Source organism: Bradyrhizobium sp. USDA 3315 (genome assembly GCF_054056795.1).
The window spans coordinates 3,110,786-3,129,470 of sequence record NZ_JBSRYP010000001.1; the positions used below are offsets into that span (position 1 = coordinate 3,110,786).

The 18,685-nt window shown below is 65.4% G+C and carries 16 protein-coding genes; 13 read left to right on the forward strand and 3 right to left on the reverse strand.

Annotation, left to right across the window (positions count from 1 at the left end; all coding sequences use genetic code 11):
* Positions 1–8: 8 nt before the first annotated feature.
* The 8 genes from ACVIYL_RS14265 to ACVIYL_RS14300 all read left to right on the forward strand — a co-directional run bounded on the left by ACVIYL_RS14265 (position 9) and on the right by ACVIYL_RS14300 (position 10,296).
* Positions 9–2,333, forward strand: coding sequence for a putative bifunctional diguanylate cyclase/phosphodiesterase (locus tag ACVIYL_RS14265; protein ID WP_076828017.1), 2,325 nt, complete (start codon positions 9–11; stop codon positions 2,331–2,333).
* Positions 2,334–2,506: 173 nt separating this feature from the next.
* The gene (locus tag ACVIYL_RS14270) at positions 2,507–3,241 is read left to right on the forward strand and encodes an N-acyl amino acid synthase FeeM domain-containing protein (protein WP_057018120.1); all 735 of its coding nucleotides are present in this window, start codon (positions 2,507–2,509) and stop codon (positions 3,239–3,241) included.
* A 272-nt stretch (positions 3,242–3,513) separates the two neighbouring features.
* On the forward strand, positions 3,514–3,996 hold the full coding sequence (gene pal / locus ACVIYL_RS14275; RefSeq protein WP_016846948.1) for a peptidoglycan-associated lipoprotein Pal: 483 nt from the start codon (positions 3,514–3,516) through the stop codon (positions 3,994–3,996).
* 250 nt (positions 3,997–4,246) lie between these two features.
* Positions 4,247–5,287, forward strand: coding sequence for a tol-pal system protein YbgF (gene ybgF, locus ACVIYL_RS14280; protein ID WP_456778898.1), 1,041 nt, complete (start codon positions 4,247–4,249; stop codon positions 5,285–5,287).
* A 47-nt stretch (positions 5,288–5,334) separates the two neighbouring features.
* Positions 5,335–6,369: a tRNA lysidine(34) synthetase TilS gene (gene tilS / locus ACVIYL_RS14285; RefSeq protein ID WP_456778899.1), complete on the forward strand. Its 1,035-nt coding sequence runs from the start codon at positions 5,335–5,337 to the stop codon at positions 6,367–6,369.
* Between the two features lie 258 nt (positions 6,370–6,627).
* Positions 6,628–8,550 (forward strand): ATP-dependent zinc metalloprotease FtsH, encoded by a 1,923-nt coding sequence (gene ftsH / locus ACVIYL_RS14290; protein WP_057018122.1) that lies wholly within the window; start codon positions 6,628–6,630, stop codon positions 8,548–8,550.
* 39 nt (positions 8,551–8,589) lie between these two features.
* Positions 8,590–8,976 (forward strand): DUF3052 domain-containing protein, encoded by a 387-nt coding sequence (locus ACVIYL_RS14295; protein WP_456778900.1) that lies wholly within the window; start codon positions 8,590–8,592, stop codon positions 8,974–8,976.
* Positions 8,977–9,096: 120 nt separating this feature from the next.
* A complete protein-coding gene (locus tag ACVIYL_RS14300) occupies positions 9,097–10,296 on the forward strand; it encodes an ABC transporter substrate-binding protein (protein ID WP_456778901.1) in 1,200 nt (399 codons plus the stop codon).
* Between the two features lie 206 nt (positions 10,297–10,502).
* Here the strand turns inward: ACVIYL_RS14300 and ACVIYL_RS14305 are convergent, their stop codons facing one another.
* Positions 10,503–12,005 carry a hypothetical protein gene (locus ACVIYL_RS14305; protein ID WP_456778902.1) on the reverse strand — a complete coding sequence of 501 codons (1,503 nt, stop codon included), beginning with the start codon at positions 12,003–12,005 and terminating at the stop codon, positions 10,503–10,505.
* A gap of 396 nt (positions 12,006–12,401) precedes the next feature.
* Here ACVIYL_RS14305 and ACVIYL_RS14310 point away from each other — a divergent pair, with 396 nt between their 5' ends.
* Together ACVIYL_RS14310 and ACVIYL_RS14315 are read left to right on the forward strand one after the other, a co-directional pair.
* Complete coding sequence (locus ACVIYL_RS14310) at positions 12,402–13,076, forward strand: TetR/AcrR family transcriptional regulator (protein ID WP_026191806.1); 675 nt, start codon at positions 12,402–12,404, stop codon at positions 13,074–13,076.
* Between the two features lie 94 nt (positions 13,077–13,170).
* The gene (locus tag ACVIYL_RS14315; RefSeq protein WP_456778903.1) at positions 13,171–13,599 is read left to right on the forward strand and encodes an OsmC family protein; all 429 of its coding nucleotides are present in this window, start codon (positions 13,171–13,173) and stop codon (positions 13,597–13,599) included.
* 77 nt (positions 13,600–13,676) lie between these two features.
* Here ACVIYL_RS14315 and pyk read toward each other — a convergent pair whose 3' ends face one another.
* Together pyk and ACVIYL_RS14325 are read right to left on the reverse strand one after the other, a co-directional pair.
* Complete coding sequence (pyk, locus tag ACVIYL_RS14320; protein WP_225162447.1) at positions 13,677–15,113, reverse strand: pyruvate kinase; 1,437 nt, start codon at positions 15,111–15,113, stop codon at positions 13,677–13,679.
* Entirely contained in the window at positions 15,110–15,718 is a 609-nt protein-coding gene (locus ACVIYL_RS14325) for a DUF1036 domain-containing protein (protein ID WP_038377731.1), read from the reverse strand. Before ACVIYL_RS14325 ends, pyk begins: the two co-directional genes overlap by 4 nt.
* A 196-nt stretch (positions 15,719–15,914) precedes the next feature.
* Here ACVIYL_RS14325 and ACVIYL_RS14330 point away from each other — a divergent pair, with 196 nt between their 5' ends.
* From ACVIYL_RS14330 to ACVIYL_RS14340, 3 genes are all read left to right on the forward strand, one after another.
* A complete protein-coding gene (locus ACVIYL_RS14330; protein WP_456778904.1) occupies positions 15,915–16,217 on the forward strand; it encodes a DUF1244 domain-containing protein in 303 nt (100 codons plus the stop codon).
* Positions 16,218–16,465: 248 nt separating this feature from the next.
* Positions 16,466–16,738: a DUF2312 domain-containing protein gene (locus tag ACVIYL_RS14335; RefSeq protein WP_016841616.1), complete on the forward strand. Its 273-nt coding sequence runs from the start codon at positions 16,466–16,468 to the stop codon at positions 16,736–16,738.
* Between the two features lie 160 nt (positions 16,739–16,898).
* Entirely contained in the window at positions 16,899–18,662 is a 1,764-nt protein-coding gene (locus ACVIYL_RS14340; protein ID WP_076828030.1) for an adenylate/guanylate cyclase domain-containing protein, read from the forward strand.
* The last annotated feature ends 23 nt before the right edge of the window (positions 18,663–18,685 follow it).

The following is an 18,685-nucleotide window of genomic DNA, read 5'->3' on the forward strand; positions in this document are numbered from 1 at the left end:
CTCTCACAATGCAGTTTGCAAGTCAGACGGGTGAACCGGACCGGTCGATGTCGCCGACGATTTCCGCGGCGCTGGTCGATTCCCTGTTCATGAACCCAGCGCCCATGATCTTCGGCGCCTTCGGCCCCGCCATTGCGGGCGCCGTGATTGCGGCTGTGACGAGCAATCTGTTGTGCTGGCTGTGCGTGCCGCTGTTCATCGTGGTGGGGCTGGCGCGCGCGCTGCAGATGTACCGCTACCAGCAGCGCAATTCCCGGCTCACCGTCGAAGAGTCCGTGACCTGGGAGAAGCGCTACCGGATCGGCACCATCGCCTACGGCATCTCGCTCGGCATCTGGGGCGTCACCGTGCTCCTCACGACCAATGATGCCGCCGCGCACATGCTGTGCGTGACCACGGTGGTCGCCTACACCTCGGCGGGGGTAGGGCGGACCTTCGGCCGGCCGCAGATCTTCCACCTGCATCTGTTGATGTCGATCGGTCCCCTGATCCTGGCGCTGATGTATGTCGGCGGCCCGTATCACATCGCCCTTGCGCTGCTCAGCCTGGTGTTCTTCAGCGCCATCCGGCACCTGACCTCCAGCCTGCAACGCATCTACGTCAACGCCTGGATCGCCAAGGAGCGCGAGGCCGCGCTGGCGGGCCAGTTCGATACCGCGCTGAACAACATGCCGCACGGCCTGTGCATGTTCAGCGCCGACGGCCGCGTTGCGGTGATGAACCACCGCTTCATCGAGATGATGCAGCTGTCGGACGATTTCGTGCAGCGCGGCGCCAGCGCGACCGATATCTGCAACGCCTGCGTCCTGTCCGGCTCGATCTCGGCCGCGGCCGCACAGCAGATCCTCTATGAGATCGAGAGCTCGCAGCGCGGCGATATCGTCACCAGCGACCCCGACCCAACCAAGAACCGCTCGCTCGACTGGACCTTCCAGCCGATGGCCGGCGGTGGCACGGTGGTGCTGGTCGAGGACATCACCGAGCGCAAGGACGCCGAGGCCCGGATCAGCCACCTCGCGCGCTACGACGAACTGACCGCGTTGCCCAACCGCGTCAATTTCCGCGACGAAATCGGCCGGCTGCTCGCCATGCAGCACGGCGATCATCGCTCCGCATTGCTGTTCGTCGACCTCGACCAGTTCAAGCAGGTCAACGATACGCTCGGCCATCCCTGCGGCGACCAGCTGCTCTGCGCGGTCGCCGAGCGGCTGCGCGAGATGCTGCGGCCGGAGGATTTCGTGGCGCGGTTCGGCGGCGACGAGTTCGTGGTGTTCCAGCAGAACATCCACTCGCACGAGGACGCTGCGGCGCTGGCTCGGCGCATCGTCGACCGCCTCAGCGAGCGCTACAAGATCGACAACCATCTGGTCGAGATCGGCGCCAGCGTCGGCATCGCGATGACCGCGCCCGGCGTCGGCGCCGACACGCTGCTGAAGAACGCCGACATGGCGCTCTACCGCGCCAAGGCCGACGGCCGCGGCACCTTCTGCTTCTTCCGCGACGAGATGGCGCAAACCGTCGAGGCCCGCCGCATCCTCGAGCTCGACCTGCGCAAGGCGCTCGCCAACGAGGAATTCGAGCTGTTCTATCAGCCGCTGATCAACCTGAAGTCCGGCAAGGTGAGCACCTGCGAGGCGCTGCTACGCTGGAACCATCCGGCGCGCGGTACGGTCTCTCCGGTCGACATCATCCCCGTTGCCGAGGACATGGGCCTGATCGTCGATCTCGGCCGCTGGATCCTTCGCAAGGCCTGCATGGAATGCATGAAGTGGCCCGAGGCGGTCAGCGTCGCGGTCAACTTCTCGCCGCAGCAGTTCCATCAGCGCGACGTGCTGAGCGAGGTTCGCTACGCGCTCGAGGTCTCCGGCCTGCCGGCGCACCGGCTCGAGATCGAGATCACCGAATCCTCGCTGCTGCACAACACCGAGCTGACCCACGACTTGCTGTCCCAGTTGCGCTCGCTCGGCGTGCGGATCTCGCTGGACGATTTCGGCACCGGCTACTCGTCGCTCAGCTACCTGCACAATTTCCCGCTGCAGAAGGTCAAGATCGACCGGTCCTTCCTCGAAGGCATCGACAGCGACCGTCCGCTGACCCTGCTGCGCGGGGTGGCGCGGCTGTCGGCGGATCTCGGTATGTCGGTCGTGGTCGAGGGCATCGAGACCAATGAGCAGCTCGAACTGATCAGCGCCGATGGCGCGGTGACCGAAGCACAGGGATACCTGTTCAGCCGGCCGGTTCCCTCCGTCCGCATCCGCCAGCTGCTCAATGCCTCGCACGGCCGGCGGACCGACGAGCAACTGCACGTGGTTCCCTCGCGCTCGATCGCTTGAGCCCGGCGCAATACCCTCAATCGATAGTTGTGAGAGCCTTCGGCTGCACCATTCGTAGTGTACCCTTGCGGCGAGAGGTTAACTGTATTGCCTCGATTGCTTTGACGGAAATTAAGAAGCTGTTAATCTTTTGGCCGCGCGTTGAAGTTGTTGCGTTGTTCAGGGAGTACCAAATGAGGTCCGCGGCCGAAGCCATCAAGCCCGCGACAGGAAGGCTTGCGGACCCTCTGGATCAAGTCGATTACCGCCTCGCTCAGACCCCGGAACAGAAAGACGAGATCTACCGGCTTCGCTATCGCGCCTATCTGCGCGAAGGCGCGATCCGGCCCTCGGCGGACGAGCGGGTCGTCGATCAGTTCGATGATGCGCCGAATGCCTGGGTGTTCGGTGTCTATCTGCAGGGCGAACTCTGCAGCTCGATCCGCATCACCGTGGTGACGCCGGAGTGGCGAACCTCGCCGACGCTCGAGGTGTTTGGCGACGTGCTGCTGCCGAAGCTTGATCAGGGCCTGGTCTTCATCGACTCGACGCGCTTCGTCGCGGATCCCGAAAAGGCCCGGAACGTTCCGGAATTGCCTTATGTCACGGTGCGCCTCGGCTCGACCGCGGGCGTGCACTTCAACGCTGATTACGGCCTGGCGCCGGTCCGGCCCGAGCACATGGCGTTCTACCGGCGTGTGTTCCTGCACGAGACCTGGTCGGAGCCGCGGCTCTATCCCGGGCTGGTGAAGCCGGTCGGCTTGATGGCGTCGCATTTGCCGACGGTGCGGGAACGCGTGCTGGCCCGCTATCCCTTCCTGCGCTCCAGCGCCTTCGAGCGGCGCATGCTGTTCGACCGTGAAGGCCAGTTGCAGCCCGACGGCTTCGTGCAGCCGTTCGAGCGCGCTTCGATCGTGCCGAATCCCTGAGGGAATCGGCCATTCTCATCGAGCCAGTGTCGATCGACTGTTGCGCGCAGGCCAAATTGTCCTGCAAAAGCGGCCGGTTCCCGCGAACCTTGCCTTCCCTTCACCATCGCGCCACATTTGCCACCCATTAACCATCGGGGGCGCTTTTCGCCATTGCCTGGCATTTGATGGGGTTCAGCAAGGTCTCGTCAAGGTTGACGGAACGTTCGCTTAACCATCGCCCTGTAGACCGATTGGGTAGTACGAAGAGCGCGAGCGTGGAGGCTCCGGGAATGAATTATCTCCAGGGTATGAAGCTGGTTGCGGTTCTGGCGGTGGCGCTGTCGATGGGTGCCTGTGCCAACAAGAACCCGTTGGACGCCAATGGCGCGATTGGGGGCGCCGCGACCCCGGGCAGCCAGCAGGATTTCGTGGTCAATGTCGGCGACCGCGTGTTCTTTGAGAGCGATCAGACCGATCTCAGCCCGCAGGCGACGGCGACCCTCGACAAGCAGGCGCAGTGGCTGCAGACCTATAACCGTTACTCCTTCACCATCGAAGGTCATGCCGACGAGCGCGGCACCCGCGAATACAACATCGCGCTCGGTGCCCGGCGTGCCCAGTCGGTCCGCGCCTATCTCGCCTCGCGCGGCATCGATCCGAGCCGCATGCGCACCATTTCCTACGGCAAGGAGCGTCCGGTCGCGGTCTGTAACGACATCTCCTGCTGGTCGCAGAATCGTCGTGCCGTCACCGTGCTGAACGCCAGCTCCTGACGCGAACCTGAATGAGTGTTTTCAAGCCGGCGCCTTCGGGCGCCGGTTTTGTTTTGGCCGCGTGAAGGCCCGGCCCGCCGTCATCAAGATGAACGAAGCTGCGCGCAATTGGCCGCTTGCTTGTTCCAGCGTCCGTACTAAACCGGTATCCCGCGACGCTGTCCCGGATTTGAAGTGCCAGTCACAATTCCGGCGTACTCCGTCTTTCAATGTCGCTCGCTTTTCACGTCGATCTCGTCGTCAGGGCAAAATGTCATCCAGGATTCATTTTCTTTCCTCCGCCGCGGCGATCGCGGCGTTGCTCGCCGTTTCCGCGCCAGTGTTTGCCCAATCCGACGATTCCGATGCTGAAATGCGGATCGAGCGGCTCGAGAACCAGCTGCGGCAGCTGACCGGTCAGAACGAGGAACTGCAATACCGTAACCGCCAGCTCGAGGAGCGGCTGCGGCAGCTTGGCGGGCAACCGCCCGGCCCAGCTGGACAGGCTCCGGCGGGCCAACCCGTTGCGGCGGCGCCACCGGCGCAGCCGCCGCAGGCCTACCCGCAAGCGCAGCCGGGCTACGCCCAGCCCCAGCAAGGCTACGGCCAGCCGCAGCAAGGATATGGCCGGCAGCCGCAGGGCGGCTATGACCAGCAGCAGCAGATCGCGGCGCCCGCGCCGATCGCGCAGGAGCCGGCGCCGGCGGCTTCCGGCCGCCGCGGCCGCGGCGATGCCTTCGATCCGAACCAGAACCCGAATGCCCCAGGGGCGCCGCGCGTACTTGGCGGCGGCGGGATGCCGATGCCCAGTGAGGCGGCGGTTGGTGCGCCCGGCGGCCGTGGGGCAGGCGAGCCGCTCAATCTCGGCAACACCAGCCCGCAGCGTGCGCCCGGCGCGAGCGCAGCCCTGACCACGCTGCCGCCGTCGGCGACGTCGAAGGACGAGTTCGACCTCGGCATCGGCTATATGCAGCGCAAGGACTATGCGCTCGCCGAAGAGACGATGAAGAACTTCGGCCAGAAGTATCCGAACGATCCCCTGGTGGCGGACTCGCAATACTGGCTCGGCGAAAGCTATTTCCAGCGCCAGCAATATCGCGATGCTGCGGAGACCTTCCTCGGCGTGACCACCAAGTTCGACAAGTCCGCGAAGGCGCCCGACGCCCTGCTGCGGCTCGGCCAGTCGCTGGCGGCGCTGAAGGAAAAGGAAGCGGCCTGCGCCGCGTTCGGCGAGATCACGCGGAAGTACCCGCGCGCGTCCGGCGGGGTCAAGGCTGCGGTTGATCGCGAGCAGAAGCGCGTGAAGTGCTAAACCAGATGCGGGAAGGCCCGGCCTCTCCGCCAGCAGCTGGTTTTGCGATGCCCGACGATCAATCCGCCATCCCGGCAAGGGACGCCAAGCGCCTGTTCGCAGGCCTTGCGGGCGCGCCGGCGCTCCTGCTTGCGGTGTCCGGCGGTCCCGATTCAGTCGCGCTGATGTGGCTCGCCGCGCGCTGGCGCCGCGCGCTCGCGCAGGGACCGCGGCTGGTGGCGGTCACGGTCGATCACGGCCTGCGTCCTGAAGCGGCTCGCGAGGCGCGCGACGTCAAGCGGCTGGCGCGAAGTCTCGAGCTGCCGCATCACACGTTGCGTTGGACTGGACCAAAGCCTGGAACCGGCGTGCCGGCAGCGGCGCGCGCGGCCCGCTATCGACTGCTCGCGCAGGCCGCACGCAAGCATGGCGCCACGCATATTTTGACCGCGCACACCCGTGACGATCAGGCCGAGACGCTGTTGATGCGGATGCTGCGCGGCAGCGGCGTTGCGGGCCTCTCGGCAATGGCGCGCGAGACCGAGCGCGATGGCGTCTTGCTGACACGGCCGCTGCTCGACATCTCCAAGGCCCAGCTGATCGCAACGCTGCAGAAGGCGCGCATCAGCTTTGCCGACGATCCGACCAACCGCGATCGATCCTTCACGCGTCCGCGGCTGCGCGCGCTGATGCCGATGCTCGCGGAGGAGGGCGGCGACGCGCGGAACCTGGCGCGGCTTGCCGCGCGGATCGCGCGCGCCAACGCCGCGCTGGAGGTGCTGGTCGACGGCGCCGAGCACTATCTTGCGTTGAAGAGCGAGGATAACTCCGGCGCGGGCTTCGATGCTGCGCTGTTCGCAGTAATGCCCGAGGAAATCCGCGTCCGTCTGCTCAAGCGCGCCATCGACCGCGTCGGACATGAGGGCCCGGCCGAGCTCGGCAAGGTCGAAACCCTGCTCGCCGCGATGGACGAGGCCTTGGATGGGACTTTGGGAAAACGCGAATCCAGGCTGAAACAGACCCTTGCCGGAGCGGTCATCAGCATCGCCGCCGGCCGGATCAGGATCGGGCCGGCGCCGCCCCGCCGGGGGCGCTCCCGCTGAGCCGGGTTCGATTGTTTCAATCGCTGTCATAATCGGGCAAAGAGGCTTAACCACCCCGGAAAAACACCGGATTCAGCGCCATTTTTTGACCGGGAATCGCGCTAGGATGCGGTAAATAGTCGTGCGTGGTTCCCTTGGCATCTACCCCAGCGGCACCTAAATTGTATGCCATCGACGGGATGGATTCCCTGGGGATTCCCACAGAGCCTGCCCAAGGATAGAGAGAGGCCGCGATCCGCGCGACCACGAAGGAAGACCATGAACGCCAATCTGCGGAATTTCGCCCTCTGGGTCATCATTGTCCTGCTGTTGCTGGCGTTGTTCACGCTTTTCCAGAATCCTGGCCAGCGCTCGTCGTCCTCGGACATCTCGTTCTCGCAGCTTCTCACTGAGGTCGATCAGGGCCATGTCCGCGACGTCGTGATCCAGGGGCCGGAGATTCACGGCACCTTCAACAACGGCACGAGCTTCCAGACCTACGCGCCGAGCGATCCGACGCTCGTGAAGCGCCTCTTTGACGCCAAGGTGCAGATCACCGCGAAGGCGCCCGGCGACAACGTGCCGTGGTTCGTCTCGCTGCTCGTCTCCTGGTTGCCGTTCATCGCGCTGATCGGCGTGTGGATCTTCCTGTCGCGGCAGATGCAGGGCGGCGCCGGCAAGGCGATGGGCTTTGGTAAGTCGCGCGCCAAGATGCTGACCGAGGCCCATGGCCGCGTCACCTTCGAGGACGTCGCTGGTGTCGACGAGGCCAAGCAGGACCTGCAGGAGATCGTCGAATTCCTCCGCGACCCCGGCAAATTCCAGCGGCTCGGCGGACGGATTCCGCGCGGCGTGTTGCTGGTCGGCCCTCCCGGTACCGGCAAGACGCTGATCGCGCGCGCGGTCGCGGGCGAAGCCAACGTGCCGTTCTTCACCATCTCCGGTTCTGACTTCGTCGAGATGTTCGTCGGCGTCGGCGCGAGCCGCGTCCGCGACATGTTCGAGCAGGCCAAGAAGAACGCGCCCTGCATCATCTTCATCGACGAAATCGACGCGGTCGGCCGTCATCGCGGCGCCGGCCTCGGCGGCGGCAATGACGAGCGCGAGCAGACGCTGAACCAGTTGCTGGTCGAGATGGACGGCTTCGAGGCCAATGAGGGCGTGATCCTGATCGCGGCGACCAACCGTCCCGACGTGCTCGATCCCGCGCTGCTGCGTCCCGGCCGCTTCGACCGCCAGGTCGTGGTGCCGAACCCGGACGTCGTCGGCCGCGAGCAGATCCTCAAGGTTCACGTTCGCAAGGTGCCGCTGGCGCCGGATATCAACCTCAAGACCATCGCGCGCGGCACCCCGGGCTTCTCGGGCGCCGACCTGATGAACCTCGTCAACGAGGCTGCGCTGACCGCCGCCCGCCGCAACAAGCGGATGGTGACGCAGGCCGAGTTCGAAGAGGCCAAGGACAAGGTGATGATGGGCGCCGAGCGCAAGTCGCTCGTGATGACCGAGGAAGAGAAGTTGCTGACGGCCTATCACGAGGGCGGCCATGCCATCGTCGGCCTCAACGTCGTCGCGACCGATCCGATCCACAAGGCGACCATCATTCCGCGCGGCCGTGCGCTGGGCATGGTGATGCAGCTGCCGGAGCGCGACAAGCTGTCGATGTCGCTCGAGCAGATGACTTCGCGCCTTGCCATCATGATGGGTGGCCGCGTCGCCGAAGAGTTGATCTTCGGCCGCGAGAAGGTGACCTCGGGCGCCGCCTCCGACATCGAGCAGGCGACCCGCCTTGCCCGCATGATGGTGACGCGCTGGGGCCTCTCGGAAGAGCTCGGCACCGTCTCCTACGGCGAGAACCAGGACGAGGTGTTCCTCGGCATGTCGGTCTCGCGCACTCAGAATGCGTCCGAGGCGACCGTCCAGAAAATCGACTCCGAGATCAGGCGTCTGGTCGAGGAAGGCTACAACGAGGCGACCAAGATCCTCACCGAGAAGCGCGAGGATCTCGAGGCGCTCGCCAAGGGCCTGCTCGAGTTCGAGACGCTGACCGGCGACGAGATCATCGACCTCTTGAAGGGCAAGAAGCCCAACCGGGAGTCGGTGCTGGAGCCGTCGACGCCGCGCGCATCCGCCGTGCCGCCAGCCGGCAAGCCGCGCCCGCGTCCCGATCCGGACACCGGCATGGAGCCGCAGCCGCAGGCGTAAGCCTCGCCCGCGATGGCCGGCACTTCCGGCAGACCAGTTGTGCAAAAGCTCGGCCTCAAGCCGGGCTTTTGTATTTTTGTCGACGGGTTGTCCGTTCCCTACGGCGACGTTGTCGGCGAATTGCCCGCCGATGTGCTGGTGGCGAAGACCGCACGGGCACCGCTCGATGTCGTGCACCTGTTCGCCGCCAAGGCCGAGGGGCTTGCGGCCAAGCTGCGGCATTATCGTCAGGCGATCGCCCCTGACGGCATGATCTGGGTGTCGTGGCCGAAGAAGAGTTCGCGCGTCGCGACTGATCTTACGGAGAGACAGGTCCGCGCGACCGGGCTCGCGAACGGCCTGGTCGACGTCAAGGTCTGTGCGGTCGATGACGTCTGGTCGGGACTGAAATTCGTGATCCCGGTCAGGGACCGCGGCAAGCGCTGAAATCGCACCTTTCGAATATCCGTGGCCTCCGCTGCGGCGCCGTGGCATCCTCCCGCCAAGCCGTAAACGGCACGGCCGCGTTGTCTGATGGCGCGGCAAGAAAAAGGGGAGGGGAGGCCGATGCGCAAGGCATTCGGCGCGCTTGGCGCCATTTCGTTCCTGCTGCTGCCCACGTCTTCCATCGCCGCCGAGATGCGCGGCGTCACATCAACCGAAATCAGGATCGGCCAGACCATGCCCTATAGCGGGCCGGTGTCGGCGTTCGGCGCGCTCGGCAAGGGCGAAGCCGGCTATTTCAGGATGCTGAACGATCGCGGCGGCATCAATGGCCGCAAGATCAACTTCATCTCGCTGGACGATTCCTACGCGCCGCCGAAGACGGTGGAGCAGACGCGCCGCCTCGTCGAGAGCGACGAGGTCGCGCTGATCTTCTCCTCGATCGGCACCGCGCACAACACCGCGATCGCAAAGTACCTGCAGGGCAAGAACATCCCGCAGCTGTTCCTGGCCTCCGGCGCCTCGAAATTCGGCGACGTCACGCAATTCCCGCAGGCGACGATGGGCGTGCAGGCGCCGTTCCGCTACGAGGCACGGCTATATGCGCGCTATGCGCTGGCGAAGAATCCGAATGCAAGGTTCGCCGTCATCTCGCAGAACGACGACTACGGCCGCGACTATCTCGCCGGCCTCAAGGACGTGCTCGGCGAGAAGTATGAGTCTCTGGTCACGGTTGCGACCTATGAGATCACGGACCCGACGATCGACTCCCAGATCGTCAAGCTGAAGGCGACCAATGCCGACGTCTTCGTGATCGCGGCGACGCCGAAATTCGCGGCGCAGTCGATCCGCAAGGCCTTTGAGATCGGCTGGCGGCCGATGACCTTCCTGTCCAACACCGCGGTGTGGATCTCGACCGTGATGCAGCCTGCCGGCGTCGAGGCCGGCACCGGCATCATCTCCACGGCCTATGTGAAGGATCCGGACGACCCGGCATGGAGCGACGATCCCGGCATGAAGGGCTGGCGCGAGTTCATGACCAGATACGTGCCGGAAGGCGACCAGTACGACACCAATTACGTCAACGCCTACAACAGCGCGATGGCGCTGGAGGCGGTGCTCAAGGCCTGCGGCGACGATCTCTCGACCGAGAACATCCTGCGTCAGGCATTCGCGATCAAGGGCCTGGAATTGCCGATGCTGCTGCCGGGCATCAAGGTCAACACCTCGCCGGCCGACCACGTGCCGGTCGATCAGATGCAACTGATGCGCTTCAACGGCAAGACCTGGGATCGCTTCGGCGAGCTTCAGACAGGGAATTGAGGGTGGGGCTGATCGCGCTTGAACTGTGAGCGCCGGGGATCAAACCCGTCATCCTGAGGAGCCGCGCAGCGGCGTCTCGAAGGATCGACGGCCCGACTGGTGGCCGATTCATCCTTCGAGGCTCGCCCAGCTGCGCAATTGCGCCGCAAGGCTCGCACCTCAGGATGACGGGACGACGATGCGATTTTGGACCTGTGCGGCGTCGGTTAGTTCGTGCTCTGACCCGCCGCCGCCGCGCCGGTCTTCGTCTCGTCCGAACGCACATGGATCACGGCGATGTCGTCCTTGTACAGCCGCTTCCAGCCCTTCAGATGATCCAGCGCGTTGCCGGCGGGAGAGTCCGAGCTCAGCAGCGTGGCATCGATCCGGTATTTGTCGAGCAGGCCCAGCAGCCGGCCGACGTCGCGGGCATCGAGCGCATCGTAATAGTTGAGCACGAATTGCTCGCCATAGAGCTCGGCGCGGCCGTCGATGAACACCTTCATGTCGCGGCTGACCATGTAGCCGCCGAACGGCGCGGTGCTGAACACGCGTTGCGCCTTGTGCTGCTGCAGCACGTCGACCGCGGCAACGGGCGAGAACATCGGGAGGAATTTGAACTGATGCTGCGCGACGAACATCGCCGTCGTCACCCACGCGCCGATCACCATCGCGATCACAGCCAGGATCGTGACGACGGGGAATGAGCGCGTTTCTCCGAAGCGGGCGGCGGTGGCGCCCGCCGTTCCCCATTGCTCGGCGATCGGTTTGGCGAGCACCAGCGGAGCGATGAATGCGAACACCTCGATGTTGCGGACATGGCTCAGCGCCATCCAGATCAGCCCGAGCAGCAGCAGGATCCGCGGCACCGACAGCGTCAGCCTGCGATAGCAGATCAGGCCGATCAGGCCGAGCAGCGTGGCTTCGAAGAAGCTCGGCTTGCTGAAATCCGCCGGCTTCCATTCCCCGATCAGCGTCAGCAATTTGCCGAGGCTGAGGATCTTGGTCGCGCCGAGCAGGCTGTTCCAGCCATAGGGCGTCAGGCAGCTCGCGGCCAGCGCGGCGAGGCCGAACAGGCCCCATCGCACGACAAGCCGACGGCGGCGGCCGGGCTCCGCGTTCCACACCGCCTCCAGTCCGATCGGTCCGATCAGCGCCAGGCCGAGAACGAAGCCGCCATGCAGATTGGCCCACAGCGTCATCAGCGGCAGCAGCCACCATGACGGTGAGGCGCGGCGATCCGCGGCCACGAGCAGGCCGCCGATGAACGCCAGCAGCACCGGCAGCGCCAACACATGCGGCCGCGCCAAGAAGTGGATCGTCGACAACAGCAGCGCCAGCGCCGCGATCAGAAGCGCGCGCGCCGGATCGAAATACGGGCTCAACAGATGCAGGAAGATTGCGACCGTCGCGCCGATCGCCATCGACGACAGGATCACCGGCCCGGCCCAATCGCCGCCGTATACGAGCGCGTACACCACCTGCGACAGCCACGAGCTCGAGATCCAGGGCTCGCCGAAACGGGTGAACGAGAACACGTCCGATGTCGGCATCGCGCCGTGTTCGAGGATCCACTGTCCGACCCGGATCTGCCACATCGTGTCGGAATCGCGCAGCAGGATTTCGCCGGCCGAGAGATAAAACAGATAGGCGCCCACGGCGGCGCACAGCGGCACCAGTCCTCGCGCCGCGCTACGGCTGCTCACGCTGCTGGTGATGGAGAGTGACATGCGCTTTCTTGCTTGTTTCGGCCGGGGGCATCCAGAGCCAACGCCACGCGTGATGCTGGCGCGCACTCGACCACGGCTTCCGATAAATTCGGGTAAATGCCGCGGCGATATCGCGAGTGTGCGCAAGATCAGATGTCTCGATTTCGAGCGATCACCTTAGCCGGCGATTTACCATCGCGGCCCTGAACCGGTCGGGGAGAGGCCCGAAGCACCGCCGGCTCAATCAGAGGTGGTACCAGAGGTTGCAAAAAATCCTTACAATTCCAGCTTGTCAACCAGTCTGAATAGTTGTTCACTTCTTCAGGCGATTGCGGGATCAATCGCTCAAAACGTTGAAGACTCGTGTGTTCTGCCGGTGGGCGCCGGCCGGGGCGCACGGCGGGGGGACGGAACGCCATGGTTTACCGGCGAACTCATCAGGTCGTGAAACGGCTGGCCGCGCGGCGCAGCGCCATTCTGTCGGCTGCGCGGGACGCGGCGGCGGCGGGCGGCATGGCGGCGGTCCAGATCGCACCCGTCGCGGTGCGGGCCAATGTCGCGGCCGGAACAGTCTACCGCTATTTCCCGTCGAAGGCCGAGCTGATCTCGGAATTGATCACTGAAGTCTCGCGCGACGAGCTCACGGCGATCCGGCGTGCCGCCGATGCCGCGCCAGGGCCGTCATCGGCGCTTGCCGCCGCGGTGACGACGATCGCGGTCCACGTGCTGTCGCAGCGCAAGCTCGCCTGGGGCATTTTGGCCGAGCCGGTCGACGTCGACGTCACCGCCTCGCGCCTCGCCAGCCGCCGCGATATTTCCGGCGAGCTGGCCATGCGCATCGATGCCGCGGTGCGCGCCGGACACCTGCCGGCGCAGGACACGGCGCTGGCCGCCACCGCCTTGCTCGGCGCGCTGCACGAAGCGCTGGTCGGCCCGCTGGCGCCGGCCAATCTCGACGATCCGATCAAGCTGCGTGACGCGGTGCAGACCGTGACGCTGCTTGCGCTGCGCGCGGTCGGCGTGATGGACGCACGCGCGCGTGGCCTCGTGGTGCAGGCGACGACTCCGGCGAAGGCGCTGGTCGGCGCCTGAGTCCAGGATGAGGCCAACGCGCGCGAAGAACACTTCTGTCGCATTGGCGTTGTAGTTTTGCGGGCTGGGTTCAACCAACCTCACGGAGCAACCCATGACGACAACCCATGGCTCGGCCAAATGGCAGGGCGGCATCAAGGACGGCAAGGGCGCGATCTCGACCAAGAGCGGCGCGCTCTCGGATTACCCCTACGGCTTCGCCAGCCGTTTCGAGGGCAAACCGGGTTCGAACCCGGAGGAGCTGATCGGCGCGGCGCATGCCGCCTGCTTCACGATGGCGCTGTCGTTGATCCTGGGAGAAGCCAAGCTCACGGCGGAGCATATGGAGACCAAGGCCGATGTGACCCTGGAGAAGGTTGCCGACGGCTTCGCCATCACCGCGGTGCATCTGACGCTGTCGGCGAAGATCCCGGGCGCCGACAACGCGACGTTCCAGGAACTGGCCCGCAAGGCGAAGGCCGGATGTCCGGTGTCGAAGCTGCTCAACACCAAGATCACGCTCGACGCGTCATTGCAGGGCTGATCGCGGCGCGGCGGGTTAGAGCGTTTTCGAGCGAAATAGGCACCGGTACGCGTGAAGAAAACGCGCCAAACAGGAATCTAGAGCTGCGCGTCGCCCTTCGGGCCGACCGAGGCGATACGCAGCATGTTGGTGGTGCCGGGGGCGCGGAGCGGCACGCCGGCGACGATGATGACGCGCTGGCCGGCCTTGGCAAAACCGTCGCGGAACGCAATCGAGCCGGCGCGGTCGACCATGTCGTCGAGATCGTGGGCGTCCTCGGCGACCACGCAATGGACGCCCCACACCACCGACAGCTTGCGGCCGGTGACGAGGTTCGGCGTGATCGCGACCACCGGCACCTTAGGCCGCTCGCGCGCCACCCGGATCGCGGTCGAGCCTGATGACGTCCAGCAGATGATCGCCGACAGGTCGAGCGTCTCGGCGATCTGCCGCGCGGCGTCGGCAATGGCGTCACCCACCGTCGCTTCGGGATCGACGCGCTGCGCGTTGATCACGTTGCGATAGGTCGGGTCGCGCTCGACCTCCTCGCCGATGCGGTTCATGGTGGAGACTGCCTCCACCGGGAATTTGCCGGCGGCGGATTCCGCCGACAGCATGATGGCGTCGGCGCCTTCGTAGACGGCGGTGGCGACGTCGGAGACTTCGGCGCGCGTCGGCACCGGCGCCTGGATCATCGATTCCAGCATCTGGGTTGCGACCACCACCGGCCTGCCGGCGCGGCGCGCCATCCGGATCATCTGCTTCTGCAGGCTCGGTACCCGTTCCAGCGGCAGTTCGACGCCGAGATCGCCGCGCGCCACCATCAGCGCGTCCGACGCTTCGATGATGTCGGCAAGGCGGTCGATCGCCTGCGGCTTCTCGATCTTGGCCATCACGGCGGCGCGGCCGCGGATCATCTTCTTGGCCTCGATCACGTCCTCGGCGCGCTGCACGAAGGACAGCGCGACCCAGTCGATCCCCTCCGGCAGCGCGGCTTCCAGGTCGGCGCGGTCCTTTGCGGTCATCGCCGACACCGGCAGATCGGTATCGGGCAGGCTGACGCCCTTGCGGTCCGACATCTTGCCGCCGATCACGACGCGCGTGACCGCGCGCTCGGGCGAGGTTTCCTCGGCGATCAGCCGCACCTTGCCGTCGTCGAGCAACAGCGCATGGCCCGGGCGGAGCGCCGCGAGGATCTCCGGATGCGGAAGCTGGACGCGGCTGTTGTCGCCCGGCGTCTTGTCGGAATCCAGAATGAAGCTCTGGCCGTTCTTGAGCTGGGTCGAGCCTTCCGCGAACGAGCCAAGCCGCAGCTTCGGCCCTTGCAGGTCGACCAGGATGCCGATCGGCCGGCCGTAGCTCGATTCGACATTGCGGATGGTCTTGACCAGCTCCCGCATCTTGTCATGCGGGGTATGGCTCATGTTGATGCGGAAGACGTCGGCGCCCGCCTCGAACAGCTTGCGGATCATCGCGCTGTCTGAGGAGGCCGGGCCGAGCGTTGCGAGGATCTTGATTCGACGCAGTCGTCTCATGGTTTGTTTCCGGGTGGTGCGGCTGGCGGCAGACCAGACGCGCCCGGCGGCGCTGCGCCCGGCGGCGGGTTGGGCAGGCCCGGCATCGCCCCGGGACTTCCTGGACCCACGCCGCCCGGCATTCCCGGTACTTTCTGCGGCTGTTGTTCGTTGGCTTCGGTCAGCTGGACGGTCCATGCACGCTGCTCGCCGGTGTCGACCTCGAAGAAGCCGGTGCGGTCGAACCCGCGCGCCAGGCAATTTTCGGTGCCCTTGATGGTGAATTCCTTGTCGCGCGAGCACATGAAGGCCTGGCCGGACCATTCGCCGCCGCGATCATAGTCGAGAGCGTAGATGTAGTAGTAGCGCGCCACAAGGTTGCCGCGCAGCAAGGTCTCGCAGGTGCGCGACGACACGTTCCACCAGCCCTCGGTGGTCCAGCCCTCGGCGTCCTTGTAGCCGAGCGCGATGCCGACGCGGCTCGAGGTGTTGTTGCAGAGCCGGAAATCGGCCGCCGCCGGGCTCGTCCACAGGCAGGCCGCGACCAGCGCCAGCACCGGCAGGAGGCCGGCCAACGTCAGACGGATATTGCGGGGAGCTGAGGCGAGGGAATCTGTTGGGCTCATGCAGCGAAGCTATATCAAATCATGGACGATTTCGCGTGCCCGGCCGGCACTGTCAACGGGCGGGCGCCCGTCTGCGACGCTGTCGGACCATGGCCGGGGTGGCCGGACCGGTCCGTTTTGCGCGCCGATATGGCAAAATCTGTGACAATTCCCACCTGATATCAATATGGTGAGCGCGACACACGGGATCACGATCATGAGCATTGACGACAAAACCAGAACGGAACTCGAGGCCGCGGTCTTCCGGCGTCTCGTCAGTCACCTGCGCAACCGCACCGATGTGCAAAACATCGACCTGATGAACCTCGCCGGCTTCTGCCGCAACTGCCTGTCCAACTGGATGAAGGAAGAGGCCGACGCCAAGGGCCTTGCCGTGAGCAAGGACGAGAGCCGTGAGGCGGTCTACGGCATGCCGTATGAGGAATGGAAGGCGAAGTATCAGGGCGGCGCGACGCCGGAGCAACTCGCGGCGATGAAGAAAGCCCAAAGCGGGCATTAAACCGACGGTGTCATTCCGGGCTGGTGCGCCAGCACCAGACCCGGAATCTCGAGATTCCGGGTTCGATGCTGTCGCATCGCCCCGGAATGACGTTTATGCGTGGAACGTCCGCATCTCCTGTGGGCGCGCTGTGGATGAGCGCGATGTTTCCTTGACGGAACGCGCGCCAAAATCGAGGGTCGCCCGCAGCAAGCGGTGCGCAAGGCGCGTATTCGCGTAACATTTCAATGCCTGTTCAGGAGTGCGCGATGGCCACCACGTCTGCCGCCGTCAAGGAAGAGCCCGCAACGCGATTTGCCAAGGACCAGCTCAAGTCCATCATCGAGCGCATCGAGCGGCTGGAAGAAGAGAAGAAGACGATCTCGGACGACATCCGCGACGTCTATGCCGAGAGCAAGGGCAACGGCTTCGACGTCAAGGCGCTGCGCGCCATCATCCGTCTGCGCAAGCAGGATCCGAACGAGCGCCAGGAGCAGGAGACCATCCTGGAGACCTACATGCAGGCTTTGGGGATGCTCTGAGGCGGCCAGCGGCCACCCTGCCGGGCCGTTCTGCAAGGCGCCCCCCCAAAGGCTCTCCTCGAGGCTCAGGTCAAAGCTGCTGGAAGACCTCCTGTCGAGGCTTGGGTGAAATCCCGGGATTTGCTACACTGCTGGCGAGGTAACCGGGCAGATCGTTCAGATGGACGTGCCAGGACCAGAGCGCCGGCTCGCTGCGGTCCTCGCCGCCGACATGGTCGGCTATAGCCGCCTGATGGAGGCTGACGAGACGGGCACCCTTGCGCGCCTCAAAACCCATCGCATCGAACTGATCGATCCGGCCATCGCCAAGAATCGCGGCCGCATCATCAAGACCACCGGCGACGGCCTGCTGGTCGAATTCCACAGCGTCGTCGATGCGGTGCTGTGCGCGGCTGAGGTCCAGAGCCGGATGGCGAAGCGCAACGCCGACGTCGCGCCGGCGCGCTGGATGCAGTTTCGCATCGGCATCAATCTTGGCGACGTGATCGTTGACGGCGCCGATATCTTCGGCGACGGCGTCAACGTCGCGTCCCGTCTGGAGACGCTGGCCGAGCCCGGCGGCATTTGCATTTCCGGCGCGGTGCGCGATCAGGTCGGCGATCGCCTGGAAGATCTGAGCTTCGAGGATCTCGGCGACCAGACCGTCAAGAACATCGCGCGCCCGATCCGGGTTTTTCGCGTTCATCTCGAATCCGGTGCCAGGCCCGTTCCGGAGCACCCGAGTGCGGTGGCCGCCCCTGTCGTCGCCAAGAAGCCTTCCATCGCCGTGCTGCCGCTCGTCAACATGAGCGGCGATCCCGAGCAGGAATTCTTCGCCGACGGGCTCACCGAGGACATCATCACCGAGCTGTCGCGCTTCCACGATCTGCTGGTGATCTCGCGCAACTCGAGCTTCGTGTACAAGGGCAAGGCCGTGAAGGTGCAGGACGTCGCGAAGGAATTCGCCGTCGACTATGTGCTGGAAGGCAGCGTGCGGAAGGCGGGCGGCCGGATCCGCGTCACCGTGCAGCTGATCGACGCCGTGGCCGACCGGCACGTTTGGGCCGAACGCTACGACCGCGAGCTTGCCGACATCTTCGCGATCCAGGACGAGATGACGCGCGCGATCGTGGCGACCTTGCCGGGGCGCGTCGAGGCTGCCGCGCATGACCGCGTCAAGCGCAAGCCGACCGACAACATGGCGGCCTACGAGTGCGTGCTTGCCGCCAAGGTGCTGCATCATCGCTCGGCACGGGACGACAACGCGGAGGCGCAGCGCCTGCTCGAGCGGGCCATCGTGCTTGACCCAAACTATGCCCATGCCCACGCCTGGCGGGCCTGCGTGCTCGGCCAGACCTGGGTCTACAACTGGTGCACCGACCGCGACGCGACCATGGCGCAGGTCGCCGCAGAGCTCGAGATCGCGCTCAAGCTCGACGACAATGACAGTGACGTGCACCGGATCCTCGCCGCGCTGAACCTTAACCGCGACGACCACGACAAGGCGGCCTTCCACCAGGAGCGCGCGCTCGCGCTGAACCCGAACTACGACCTCGTGGTCGTGCAGCAGGGCGAGCTCCTGACCTGGCTCGGGCGGCCCGAGGAGGGCATCGACTGGATCAAGCGGGCGATGCGCCTCAATCCGTTCCATCCGGAGCGCTTCTGGAGCCATCTCGGCCGGGCCTGCTATTGCGCCGAGAAATACGCCGACGCCGTCGAGGCGTTCTCGCGCATCACGCGCCCCGACCACACCCATCATGCCTTCCTCGCGGCGACCTTCGCGCAGATGGGCAACACGGTGGCGGCCTCTGCCCACGCCGCCGAGGTGCTGAAGCGCGAGCCGACCTTCTCGGTTGCCGCGCATCTGACAACCCAGCGCTACAAGTATGAGCCCGATCGGGCACGCTACGAGGCCGGCCTGCTCAAGGCAGGGCTGCCGGCCTGAAGGGGCGGAAAGCTATCTTGTCG